The following is a 12,926-nucleotide window of genomic DNA, read 5'->3' on the forward strand; positions in this document are numbered from 1 at the left end:
CATGAGCGCACAGGGTGTAGCGGATATTATTGCTCTTTCGCCACTGCAAAAGGGGCTGTATTCCTTGTCGATGACCACCACTGGGGTCGACCCGTACGTGGTCGCGTGGAGTATTCGGTTGCAGGGCGCGGTGGATCCTACGCGGTTGCGGCAAGCCTACGATCGGCTTGTGGATCGTCACCCGCATTTGCGGGGGTTGATTTGGGCGCGTGGCTCAGTTGAGCCGGTGTTGATCATTCCTGCTGCAGGTACAGGGGAGTGGTCGACGTGTGATTATCGCAGGCTCGATCATGCGCACACTACCCCCAGTTCACAAGCTGCTCAGTGTGCTGATATGGCAGTAACCGGTACGTCTGCAGAGCAGCCCGATCCGGAGGCGATTGCTGCGCAGATGCTTGAGAAATTGTGGTTGCGACGGTTTGATCTTGAACAAGGACCGCTGATTCGCGCGCAGCTGGTGCAGATCGCTGACGATGATTATCTGCTGTTGATGACAGCTCACCATATTGCTGTCGATGGTTGGTCCATTCCGATTCTTTTTACTGATTTTGTCACCGAGCTCAGTGGGGTGGGTTGGGTCGATGGGGCGCCGAAGTTGCGTGATTATGCAGCGTGGCGATTATCGCGTGATACCGCCGTCGCGGCTAAGGCGTGGGAACAGTACTTGCGCAATGCTGAGCCCATGCCGCGGCTTGCGCCCCCGATAGAATCGGCGGCGTTGCCTGTTGCAGGTGAAGCGAATGCGGGGGAAGAAGGCAGTCGTGCTATTCAGCGGCTTGCCCGTAGCCTCGGAGCGACTGTGGCTACGGTGTTGCAGGTGGCGTGGGCGCGGGTGTTGTCGTCGCTAACAGCGCGTGACGACGTCATCTTCCAGCAAACCTCCTCTGGTCGCGATGCTCCAGTGCCCGGCATTGAAAAAATGGTGGGTGCTTTAATCACCACCACACCTGTGCGCATTAATACTGCGGACGGAGATGTCAAAGAGGTGATCATGCACGCGCAGCGCGACGCGTTGGCAATGCAACCGCATCACCATCTTGGGTTGGAAGGTGTGATCGCTGCGGCGGGACAACCCGCCCAGTCCGATAGTCTCTTTGTGTTCCAAAACGCCCCCCGTGGCACAGTGGCGCAGACTCGTACACTGCCTGGGGGCATAGCGATCCAGCCGCTGTCCATGGGGTCGTTTACCCACTATCCCATGGCGGTGGTGCCATGGCTGGATGAGGGGATTGTTCATGTCAGTGTGGAGGTACGTGCCGATCTCATTGACGATATCGACCCCACTGCCATGGCCCAGCGCATCGTGGATACCGCATGCCGGATGGCGGATCCGTATGCCCTTGACCTGCCACTTTCGTCGATTCCGTGCACCACCGCGGAGGAAGAACGCATCTTTGGTGCTAGGGCTGATGGCGGTGCGGATGACAAGCTGCATGGTGCGCGCGTCGATACGCAGTGGGCTGACGTGTGTGCCCGCTACCCGCAACGAATAGCTGTGATTGATCGCTCACATTCGATCAGCTACGCCCAAGCCGAGCAGTTTGTAAACACCCTAGCTGACAGTGTGCGCGCTTTAGGGATGGCCGGGAAAGCAATAGGTGTGATGATACCGCGCGATTTCCGGGTACTCCTTGCCCCCTTTGCGTTGGCTCGCGCTGGCGCAGTGTGCGTGCATATCGACCCGCACACCCCCGCTGATCGCCTTGTGAGCATTCTTCGGCAATCAGGGGCAGTTGCGGTGCTCGGGGAGAACACCCCACCCTGCCCCGTACCTGTTTTACAGATCGGATACGACGGGACGATCAGTAACCGCAGTCTTGCTGATACTCACCAGGAGTTCACCCCCGATACCCTCGCGGCGGATGATCCTGCCTTCCACCCAGATGCGCTCTATGCAATCTTTACCTCCGGCACCACCGGCGAACCCAAAGGGGCAGTATGCACCCACCGCGGGCTGCTGAACCTGTGGCAGCATCACGACAGGAATATTCATCAACCCACCGCCGCCCGCTTGGGTCGACCTGTGCGCATCGGGCATCTGTGGTCAACCGGCTTCGACGCCGCCTGGCAGCCGACTATCGGTTTGCTTGGCGGGCACACCATTGTGCTGTGCGACGACGATACCCGACGCGACCCCGACGCGATCGTTGCCGCAATTAACGAGCACGGTATCGACGTGATGGAAACATCCCCTACCATGTTCCACCGCCTGCATGCAGCAGGACTAGTCACAGGAACGGATGCACAGACACGCGAATGCCCCCTTGCTGTTCTAGGCCTTGGCGGCGAGTCCATTGCCGCTGACACGTGGACGCTTTTGAGCACACTCAAAGGCACTGAGGTGTACAACTTCTATGGGCCAACAGAAGCAACGGTCGATGCGCTCAGCGCACCGCTTTCAGCAAGTAACCACCCCGTGATCGGGCGGCCACTCGACGGCACGAGCGCTGCTATTGTCGATCACCGCAATCGACCCACACCCCCAGGCGGGAAAGGGGAGCTGGTTGTGTACGGGCCCCAGATTTTTGCCGGCTACATCGGGCGGAAAGACTTAACCGAAAAGCGGCGCATCGTGGATGACAACGGCGTGGCAGGCTACCGCACAGGTGATATTGCCAGCATTGATGCTCATGGCATGGTTCGTTTGTGGGGTAGGGCGGATCGGCAGCTGAAAATCCACGGCAACCGCATCGAACCCGACGAGGTCGCTGCTGTGCTGCGCGATCTGCCAGGGGTGGAAGATGCCGCAGTGTGTGGCATTGAGGAGGGAACGCAGACCCGCCTTGCCGCAGTGGTGGTCGGAGACGTGGAGATTACGCATGTGAGGCGACAACTTCTCAGCCGCCTGCCACGCTATATGGTGCCTACCCGTTGGGCGCATCTTGATCAGGTGCCGCGCACCCGCAACGATAAAGTTGATGAGCAGGCAATTGCCCGCCATGTCGCAAAGGCACATGCCCGCAGCGCACAACATATTGAGCATGAGCGAATCGACGCCGACCCCGTGCTCGCCGAAATCTACAGCATTGTTTCTGCACAACTACCCCAACAGCGCATCGATGTGGATGAGGATTTCCTCGACCTTGGGCTCGATAGTATTGCGCTGATCGCCATTATTTCCGCGCTGCGCGGTCGCGGATACGCAGTATCGGCACGTGCGGTGTTTGAAGCCCGCACGCTTAGTGATCTCGCAACACTCTTGGCACCGACGAACGACACCACAGCTCAATTAGGGGCAACAGAAGGGGCACACGATCAGCAGGGGACACCAGAAACGTGGTCCTTGTCAGCGTTGGCGAAAGAAACAATTGCCCTCGGTTGTTTTGAAAAAATGTGCCAAATCCAGGTGTTGGCAATCCCAGCTGACACCACTGCAGAAGACATCAACGACATTCTGCACAACCTAGTGCGTGCACATCCTATTCTTGCAAGCACAATCGTGCAGGAAGACGGCACGCCTGTTCTGAGAAGATCCAAAACCGATCAATCACGCAACTGGCTGCTTGGGACAAAAAGCTCCACGATCATTGATGCAGCCCGCTTAGCAACAGACCAACTCGATCCACATACAGGCGGGATGCTGGTGGCCACGCGGGTTAATAATGCGGAGGGGAACTACCTTGTGCTGTGCATCAGCCACCTCGTCGTCGATGCTGTGAGCTGGCAGTTTATTCTCGCAAACTGTGTCAGGGGCGCAGCCGGTGAACCCATGATCGCCTCCGATACTCACGCAATGCCAAGAAGTGGCACTACCAGTACTGCATTGCCGCCGACTTATGGCCGTGCTTCGCAGTGCAGAAGAATCAACTTAGATCTCGACCCAAATCTCACAGCAGATCTCATCGCCACCTCCAGCGTTGAAACAATCCTTGTGTCGGCGCTTTCAGAGGTTGCCGAACACGCTGGCTTTGGCACCATCGTGGCCACCGAACGGCATGGACGCGATGCCACCAGCGCAGAAGCAGTGGGCTGGTTTACCCAAGAAATTCACCAACAGCCCACAACAGACGGGCTTGAAAACACAGATTCTCGCGGGCACGTACGCATGAATTATCTCGGGCGCATCGATGCGCTCACCGGCATGCTCGACCAAGAAGACAAATGGGCAGTTGTCCTCGACCGCGCCCTCATCGCCGATACCGCAGCACTATGCCCAGGGGATGCCCCTATGCGCTTTGCCATCGATATCCAAGCCGCAATACATGCGACCGCACCAGGCCAACCGCCACAACTAGCAGCCAGCATCGACATTGCCCCCGATACCCAGCTTGGCCACCATCAAGCCACCGCATTGGCGAAACGCTGGCTCGATACCGTGGCCACACGAGTACAAAGGACAAACACCGCACATGAACACCACTAACCCACCGAATAGCCAGCACACAACCCACACCGATCTTGCCGTCGTCGGAGCAGGGCCCAAAGGAATTGCCACCGCATTGCGCGCTGCCACGCTTGACGAATGCGCGAGGCCAAGCCTTCGCGTTGTTCTTCTCGATAAATTCGGCGTTGGCGCGAACTGGACCGTCGCCGGTGGTTGGACTGACGGCAAACACCGACTCGGCACCCCGCCAGAAAAAGACGTCGGATTCCCTTACGCGACCTGCGACCGCGACGTCGACCAGAAACTTCTGTCCTACTCGTGGAACGCCCACCTCGCCGACATCGGAGCACTGGGCCAATGGATCGACCGAGGACGTATTGCCCCCACCCACAACCAGTGGCAACGCTACCTCCAATGGGTCGCTGATCGTGCCGGGCTTACTGTTATCCAGGCTGAGGTGACACAGGTTTCGACAGCAGGCGAGTGCTGGGAATTAACGGCTACTGGCGCAGACAATCAATATCGCATTGTGGCGGATGCGCTGATGATCACAGGGCCAGGACCTGGGGATACGGATCTGCCGGATAGTAGTGGACGCGTGTTCGGGGTGCGTGATTTCTGGACACGGTTGGTCCACGAAGAAGAGCTTTCTGGCAGCATCATGGTGGTCGGCGGTGGTGAAACCGCAGGCTCTATCGTCAACCAGCTGCTGGATATGGATGTTGAACGCATCGATCTCATCGCTCCCGGCGCGGCTGTGTTCTCCCGTGGGGAAGGGTATTTTGAAAACTCCTTATATACAGACGCCGGTCAGTGGCAAGAACTACCTGCTGCGCAGCGGCGCGATTTGATTGAACGCACCGACCGTGGCGTCGTTAGTCAGCGTGTGCAACAGCGTATGGCGTCGGATCCTCGCGTTTTCCACCACAGTGGTCGGGTGCGCAACTGTACCCCGGGGCAATCGGATCGGGTGCGGGCACATATGGTGATTGGGACTCAGCCGCATGAGTTGGAGGCGAACATTGTCATTGATGCGCGTGGCGGGAACCCTTTGTGGTTTTTGGATCTTTTTGACCCTGCTGCCCGCGATGTGATTGAGCTGGTCACGGGGTGGCCACTCAGCGTGGAAAATATTGAAGAGGCTATTGATCGGGGACTCGGGTTGGGCGGGTCTGTGCCACGCCTTGTGCTGCCACAGCTTTCTGCCATGGCGCAGGGGCCGGGTTTTCCGAATTTAAGTTGTCTTGGGACGCTTGCCGACATGGTGATCGGTGGCGTGCTGGACTATAAAGCAGGAATGCTATCGGCAGGGGGTGACCGCTTGATCCATGCGCGAAAAACCCCTAATCTCTTCAATATTAGGCAAGGCTGCCCTAATAAATTTGTTAGTGGATGGGAGTAACAAGGAATGAATACAACCAACAATGACCACAATTACCAAGAAAAAACCAGCACGGCCCGCCGCAGCGGACGCATGGCAGGGGAGGTGAACTTGCCCACCGTGCTCACCGCGATGGGAAGTTCCGCGCTGATTGCCGCCGTAGTCATTGTTGGGGGAGCATTCGGAATTCTTCGCTACAGCTCGGATCTCGTCGCCCAATCACAAGCAGCCCAGCGACCGATCGCAGAAATCACATTAGGGGGCGCAACTACTGGGAACGCACAAACAGCAGGAACTGCCGCAGTACCACGTGCACAAGCCGGAGCAGCAGGGACTGCAGGCAGTGCCGGTAGCGCAGGCAGTGCTCCGGTCGCTGGTGCTGCTGTGGCAGGTGCAGTAGGAACTGCCCAAGGTGCAGGTGTTGCCGGTGTTGCCCCTGCACCACAAGCGGGAACAACAGGCGTTACTGCGGGTGATACGGGAGCAACCGTTGCCCAACCCAGTGCAGTGGCCGAAGTTGCACCCCCTGCACCAGCACTTCCACCCGCCATGGACGCAGCACAACTCAACGGGCACCTCGCCACACTTCTGAACCCCAACGCACCCAGCGGAGAAATCGCCATCAACCTCGAAGGCGGGGAAGCTGGGCTACCCACCGTGCGCTCCATCGCCCAAGCACTCGACCTGTCTAAAGCCGTCTACAGCTGGCGTGTTAAAGAAGGCTCCGTCTACGTAGACGGGCAAGCCATGCACGCCACACTCGTCACCACCCTAGTCGGCATGGGTAGCCGCGAACAACAGCTCACATTCATCGCTTACGACGGGCGCTGGAAACTCAGCAACGCCAGCCTGTGCCAACTCGCATCCAACGCACTCGCGCAATGCACCGTCTAAACAACACTAAGAGGGGTAGCCACACACCATGGAGAATATCGACACACTCATCGCGAACGCTCACGCCGCCTACCAACAGCTCGATGCAAACCAACACCACATCGACCGCATCGTCGCCACCGTTGGCTGGGCATGCTACCGACCCGACCACGTTGCCGGCCTCGGCCACGCCGTCGTGAAAGCAACCGGGCTGGGCAATCCCAATGACATCGAAGAAATCCACAAAAACAGAATCCTCGGCACGCTCACAGACCTCCACGCTAAAACGACCGTCGGAAAAATCCGCGTCGACCACGCACGCGGACTGGAATGGTGGGCCCGCCCGCTTGGAGTCATCGCACTCATCACCCCAACCACCGCACCCACCTCCGCCGTCGCCACCAGCGTGCTCATGGCACTCAAAGCCGGTAACGCCATCATTGTCAGCCCCCACCCCGCCACCAGAACAGTCATCGAAAAAATAATCACCTGGATACAAAACGCACTCGCCGAAGCAGACGCACCCACACAACTCGTCCAACTCGCACCACCCCTTGACCGCCACGGCGTAACCACACTCATGGAAGCATCAGACTTCGTCATCGCCACCGGCGGCACCGGCGTAGTCCAACGCGCCTACCACAGCGGAACACCCGCCATCAGCTCCGGAACAGGAAACGCCACCATCATCATCGACCAAAACGTCGACCTCAACCAGATCGCATGCACAATCACACGCGGAGCCGCCTACAACAACGGAACCTCCTGCTCATCAGAAAGCAACATCCTCATCCACCACAACCACTACACCCAACTACTCCAACTCCTCAGAAAACACGGCGCCTACATCTGCACCGAAGAAGAAACAGAACGCATCATCGGCACACTCTGGCCCGAAGGGAAGGCGCGCCGGGATCTACTAGGGGTGGATGCGGGCAAGATTCTGGCTGCGGCGGGCATTAATGCGAGGTTGGCGCACGATCATGTTCCGATCGTTTTACCGCGAAGTGGTACCGATAGTCGTGCTCCTGAGCTCGGGGAAAAACTAGCGCCTGTGGTGACGGTGCAGCCGTGGGAGGATTTTCGCCACGCCTGCGCATTTGCAGGGGAGATCCTACGTAACTGCGGGCGAGGACACTCCTGTGGCCTCTATATGAACGACGATGAGCAGGCTGCAGCGAAAATTGCTCAAGTGATCGCCGAGGTGGAAACCTCCAGGGTGATGGTCAACCAATCCACCATGGGCAATGCGGGCGCAGCCTGCAATGGTTTGACCTACACCTCAGTGGTATCCACGGGCACGTGGGGCGGATGTAGCACGAGTGTGAATATGGGGGTTGAGCATCTGATGCAATACACAGTGGTTTCGCGTCCCATTGTGCGCAAGGCAGTAGAAAAAGACGATCTTTTTGCCGCAGCCCACAGCTATCGCGCAGCGAAACAGCTCGCCGGTTCACACTAGCGAGGCTGCCTCTGTTGCCTCTTGCGGGCGTGTGAGCAAGAGCACGCTACAAAAGTGTGCCTGATGATTTGCCAAATCATGTGAAAGCTGGTTAAATAATCCCTCGTTGCAGTAAGCAACGAATGGCCTATGGTGTAATTGGCAACACAAGGGTTTCTGGTACCCTCATTCTAGGTTCGAGTCCTGGTAGGCCAGCTGGTGAAAAGTTCTTTTTCACTGTCCTTATGCCCCGTTCGTCTAGCGGCCTAGGACGCCGGCCTCTCACGCCGGTAACACGGGTTCAAATCCCGTACGGGGTACAAATTAGCCTCCAAGAAGAAATTCTTGGAGGCTTTTGGTTCGCCCGACATGGGCATGTTCTTAAGGGTGTGAGTCCCTGATAGTGAAGGTGGTTTAACTATGTAGCTGATGGCAACTGCAGCATCGTGAGGTGTTGTGGGGAGGAAGCTTCAAGCGAAATCCTGCACCGAGGTATACGAATCACATATAAGGCGCGCTGATCTGGGTAAGGCTGCCGAAGAAGTCGAAGCCCGTTCCATCGAAGTGGTTAGTGCGTAGATGTGGCGGTTGTAGGAGGAAAGAGCATGTTCTTAATCGGGGAGGCCTGTCACAGACTATGCCAAGTAGGTGTGGTAAGCCCTGTTGTGGGTTGGTGTGGTAGGAGTCAGCCGAGGTCATAGTACTCGTGGGAGACACCGCGGTCCGCGGTAGCCCTTATGGTGGGTGAGCGAGGAAGGACTGAACTTTACATTGTTGAGTATGGAACCTGGATTGTAGTTATGCATAACGGTGAAAGCTGCCAACCACGTGTGTGTGGGCATTATGGGGAGGATAGGGTGAATCCCGACGATAGCCATGGTGTGCTTAGTTGTGTGTCTGCCGATGTAGGGGAAGTGTCAACTGGTGCGGGTGCTGATCTGTGGAATCAAGTCTTTTCAGGTGGCAATCTCCGCACTGCATTAGAGCGGGTTAAGACGAATAAGGGTGCTGCTGGTGTGGACGGGGTAGGTGTTGAGGATATTGACGTTTATCTGCGCGAACACTGGAGTGGCATTCGTGAGCGTCTTGACGCGGGAACGTATAAGCCGTTGCCGGTTCGTGAGGTGATGATCCTAAAGCCTTCGGGTGGTTGGCGTATGCTTGGTGTTCCGACTGTTGTTGATCGTGTGATTTGTCAGGCGATCGCGCAGGTACTTACGCCTATCTTTGATGTGGGGTTTGTGCCTGTGTCTTTTGGTTTCAGGCCTCAACGTAGCGCACATATGGCGTTAAAGACCGCACGTGGGTTTCTTAACGAGGGGTATGTGTGGGTTGTTGAGGTTGATTTGTCGAAGTATTTCGACACGGTTAATCACGACATGTTGATGTCGAGGGTGGCTCGTAAGGTTGACGATAAGCGCGTGTTGAAGCTTATTCGGGCGTATTTAAACGCTGGGATTATGGCTGATGGTGTTGTTCGGTGTAGTGATGCAGGGACTCCGCAGGGGTCACCGTTATCGCCGTTGTTGAGCAATATCATGTTGGATGATTTTGATCATTATCTTGCATCTAAGGGCACGAAGTTTGTTCGTTATGCTGATGATATTCGGGTCTTTGTTCGTTCCAAGCGTGCTGCGCAGCGTGCGCTTGCCCAGTCTGGGAAGTTTCTGGAGGGGAAGTTAAAGCTGCGGGTTAATCAGGAGAAGTCCACTATTTGTCATGCGATTAAGGCGGAGCTTTTAGGCTATGGGTTCTATCTGGTTCGTGGTGATCAGTATCGGTTTCGACTTACTAAGGCCACGAAGGTGAGGGTTTTAGCCCGAGTGAAAGAGCTTACGGCAAGATCGTGGTCGGTGTCGATGGAGTATCGCATTGACCGGTTAAACAAATATTTGCGTGGATGGCTTGGTTATTTCGCGTTGGCGGATGCGAAGGTGTTTCTTAACCGGCTGGATGAGCATCTTCGTCGTCGACTGCGGATGTGCGTATGGAAGCAGTGGAAACGTATCCGAACGCGGATACGGAACCTCTGCCGCTTGGGTGTGGATAAACAAAAGGCCTATGAGTGGGCTAATACCAGTAAGTCCTACTGGCGTATCGCTGGCTCGTGGGTGCTTACAACCACGCTTACTAATGCGTATTGGAATGACCAGAACCTCGTATCAGCCGTGGCGTATTGGAACTATAAGCACAGTCAATACTCTGTATTGGTGTAAGGAACCGCCGTATGCGATGAACCGCACGTACGGTGGTGTGAGAGGGCTGCCGGGAAACCCGGCACCCTACTCGATTCTTCACATCCCCACCGAGCGCCTGCGCGCAGAAGGCGAGAATGCATCACCAATGTTTACCCTCGATTGTCAGTCGCAACTATCCGCTCCTGAACGCGCTGAACTGGAAGCAATTGGTCAATTCCTGCGTACCGAAGTAAGCCCAGTTGTGGCTGAGTATTGGGAGAAAGAAGAATTTCCCTTCGCGCTGCTGCCCAAGCTGGCGCAGCAAGGGTTGGGGCGATTGCATGAAAGTGAGCATTCGCGGCTTTTCATTGGCTTGGTGCATGCGGAGATAGCGCGTTGTGATGTCTCCCTTTCAACGTTTATTGGTGTGCACAGTGAATTAGTCGGTGGGGTGGTCACGGGGCTGTGCAGTGAGCAGCAAAAGAGCAGCCTGCTTCCGCCGATGAGGGATTTTCAGCAGATGGGCTGTTTCGCACTCACTGAGCCGGACCATGGGTCGGATATTTCCGGCGGCCTCGCCACAACCGCACGCTTCACCGATGATGGGTGGGTGCTCAACGGGGAGAAACGGTGGATTGGCAACGGAACTTTCGCCACCTTCGCCATTGTTTTTGCCCGCGATGTTGCCGACGGGCAGGTGAAGGGTTTTGTGGTGCGCGAAGGGTTTGGGCGCGAGAAGATTAGCGGCAAGATGAGTGTGCGAATCGTGCAGAATGCGAACTTAACGTTCACTGATACTCCCGCTGAGCTGATCCCAGGCGCTGAGAGTTTCGCTAACGTGAACACATATTTGTGTAGTTCGCGTGCGTGGGTGGGGTGGCAGGCTGTTGGCGCCCAGTTGGGGATTATGGATTTGGCGTTACACTACGCGCGTGAAAGGCAGCAGTTTGGTCGCCCCATTGCGAAGTTTCAGCTAGTGCAGGAGGCGTTGGCGAAGATTGCGGGCAATGTGGCGGCGTCGATAAGCTTGATGTCGCAGGTGGCGTCGATGCAGCAGGCTGGGACGCTGGGGATGGAGCATGCGGCGTTAGCGAAGGCAACAACGACGCGTCTTGCCAGGGAATCGGCGGCGGCGGGGCGTGCGATTGCTGGGGGTAACGGGATTGTTGCTGAGTATGGGTTGGGCAAAATGTTTGCCGATGTTGAGGCTTTGTACACCTACGAGGGCACGTATGAGATCAATTCGTTGATCGTGGGGCGCGCGCTGACGGGCATGTCCGCGTTCGTCTAACTATGTGCGTATCGACGCCACCACCGGTTAGCGCGCGAAAGTTGCGCTCAGGGTGGTGGTTTTTGTTTTGTCGCCTTGGTGGGCATAGCGTGAGCAATGAAGCGCGAGGAGGGGTGGGGAGAGTGGGGAGAGTGGGGTGAAAAATGGTGGCGGGAAGCGGAACCCAAACTGTACGATGGTTGAGAAAAATGTACAGTTTGAGGAGGTTTGTCAATGACAGATGTCGTTATCGTCGGTGCAGCGCGCACCCCGTTCGGGAAATTTATGGGAAGCCTTGCGAAAATCCCCGCAACTGAGCTGGGCTCACGAGCAATCAGGGCAGCACTCGACCAGGCAGGGTTGAGCGGGCAGGAAGTCGATGCGGTGATTTTAGGCCAGGTTCTTCAGGCGGGCGTGGGGCAAAACCCCGCAAAGCAGGCAGCGCTCGGCGCTGGTGTGCGCGAAGAAGCGCACACGCTGACCATTAATAAAGTCTGCCTTTCAGGGCTGACAGCTATCATCGATGCCGCCCGGATTATTCGCCTCGGGGAGGCGGAGGTGGTGGTTGCCGGTGGCATGGAATCAATGTCCCAAGCTCCACATCTTCTTCCCAGCTCACGCACAGGATTTAAGTATGGTGATGTGACCCTCGTGGATCATATGGCTCATGATGCACTAGCTGCCGCCGGTAGCGGGGAATCGATGGGGAACCTCACTGAACGCTACGCCGACACCTATCCGCTTAGCCGTAAAGAACAGGACGAGTGTGCCCTGCGCTCCCACGAACGTGCGCGTGCTGCACACGAGCAGGGACTTTTTCGCGCGGAGATCGTCGAGGTTGAAGGGCTTTTTGCGGACGAGGGGGTGCGCGAAGGGCTGACGCTGGAAAAGCTTGCCTCACTGCGCCCAGCCTTTGTTGCTGACGGTACGATCACTGCCGGTAATGCCTCCCAAATCACCGATGGTGCGGCGGCAGTAGTGCTCTGTAGCAGGGACTATGCCAAAAAGTACGATCTGGAAATCCTGTGTACTGTGCGCGCCAGCGGGCAAATCGCAGGACCCGACCATTCCCTTCAGGCAAAGCCGGCGCGTGCGCTTGAGCAAGCACTTTCCCGCCAAGGCTGGAATGTGCATGATGTTGATCATCTGGAAATTAACGAAGCTTTTGCCTCCGTGTCCGTACAGTCGGCTAAAGAATTAGGGGTTGACCCGGTGCTGATTAACCCCGAAGGAGGGGCTATTGCTCTCGGGCATCCTGTGGGCGCTTCAGGGGCGCGATTGGCAGTTCATGCTGCGCATATGCTGCATTCGGGTGGGCGGTTGCGTGCCGGTGTGGCGCTGTGTGGGGGTGGGGGTCAGGGTGAGGCGTTGCTGTTAGAAAAATAAAACTTCTTCGATCCGTAGATATTTAAACATTGAAGTAGTTATACTGTGATTCAGATCCCACATTCTTCCGACCG

General features: G+C 56.8%; 7 protein-coding genes and 2 tRNA genes. All 9 read left to right on the top strand.

From position 1 onward, the window contains the following. The first annotated feature begins 1 nt into the window (after position 1). The 9 genes from CFELI_RS05465 (at position 2) to CFELI_RS05505 (ending at position 12,852) form a co-directional block, all read left to right on the top strand. Positions 2-4,363: an AMP-binding protein gene (locus tag CFELI_RS05465; protein ID WP_277105421.1), complete on the top strand. Its 4,362-nt coding sequence runs from the start codon at positions 2-4 to the stop codon at positions 4,361-4,363. After that, positions 4,350-5,726, top strand: coding sequence for a SidA/IucD/PvdA family monooxygenase (locus tag CFELI_RS05470; protein ID WP_277105420.1), 1,377 nt, complete (start codon positions 4,350-4,352; stop codon positions 5,724-5,726). Before CFELI_RS05465 ends, CFELI_RS05470 begins: the two co-directional genes overlap by 14 nt. Before the next feature lie 6 nt (positions 5,727-5,732). Then, entirely contained in the window at positions 5,733-6,599 is an 867-nt protein-coding gene (locus CFELI_RS05475; protein WP_277105419.1) for an MTB12 C-terminal domain-containing protein, read from the top strand. Positions 6,600-6,627: 28 nt separating this feature from the next. Beyond that, positions 6,628-8,040, top strand: coding sequence for an aldehyde dehydrogenase family protein (locus CFELI_RS05480; RefSeq protein WP_277105418.1), 1,413 nt, complete (start codon positions 6,628-6,630; stop codon positions 8,038-8,040). Positions 8,041-8,163: 123 nt separating this feature from the next. After that, positions 8,164-8,235: transfer RNA gene (locus tag CFELI_RS05485), tRNA-Gln, on the top strand. 31 nt (positions 8,236-8,266) lie between these two features. Next, positions 8,267-8,339, top strand: a tRNA-Glu gene (locus CFELI_RS05490). Positions 8,340-8,912: 573 nt separating this feature from the next. Continuing rightward, the gene (ltrA, locus tag CFELI_RS05495) at positions 8,913-10,235 is read left to right on the top strand and encodes a group II intron reverse transcriptase/maturase (protein WP_290258958.1); all 1,323 of its coding nucleotides are present in this window, start codon (positions 8,913-8,915) and stop codon (positions 10,233-10,235) included. Positions 10,236-10,251: 16 nt separating this feature from the next. Next, positions 10,252-11,487: an acyl-CoA dehydrogenase family protein gene (locus tag CFELI_RS05500; protein ID WP_310128714.1), complete on the top strand. Its 1,236-nt coding sequence runs from the start codon at positions 10,252-10,254 to the stop codon at positions 11,485-11,487. Positions 11,488-11,700: 213 nt separating this feature from the next. Next, positions 11,701-12,852: an acetyl-CoA C-acyltransferase gene (locus CFELI_RS05505; RefSeq protein WP_277104078.1), complete on the top strand. Its 1,152-nt coding sequence runs from the start codon at positions 11,701-11,703 to the stop codon at positions 12,850-12,852. Positions 12,853-12,926 lie beyond the last annotated feature (74 nt).

Origin of the sequence: Corynebacterium felinum (assembly GCF_030408755.1) — a bacterium.
In the GTDB taxonomy this organism is placed as follows: Bacteria; Actinomycetota; Actinomycetes; order Mycobacteriales; family Mycobacteriaceae; genus Corynebacterium; species Corynebacterium felinum.

Coding starts and splice junctions, on each gene's coding strand:
- CFELI_RS05465 (WP_277105421.1), top strand. CDS start 2: ATGAGCGCACAGGGTGTAGCGGATATTATTGCTCTTTCGCCACTGCAA.
- CFELI_RS05470 (WP_277105420.1), top strand. CDS start 4,350: ATGAACACCACTAACCCACCGAATAGCCAGCACACAACCCACACCGAT.
- CFELI_RS05475 (WP_277105419.1), top strand. CDS start 5,733: ATGAATACAACCAACAATGACCACAATTACCAAGAAAAAACCAGCACG.
- CFELI_RS05480 (WP_277105418.1), top strand. CDS start 6,628: ATGGAGAATATCGACACACTCATCGCGAACGCTCACGCCGCCTACCAA.
- CFELI_RS05500 (WP_310128714.1), top strand. CDS start 10,252: ATGAACCGCACGTACGGTGGTGTGAGAGGGCTGCCGGGAAACCCGGCA.
- CFELI_RS05505 (WP_277104078.1), top strand. CDS start 11,701: ATGACAGATGTCGTTATCGTCGGTGCAGCGCGCACCCCGTTCGGGAAA.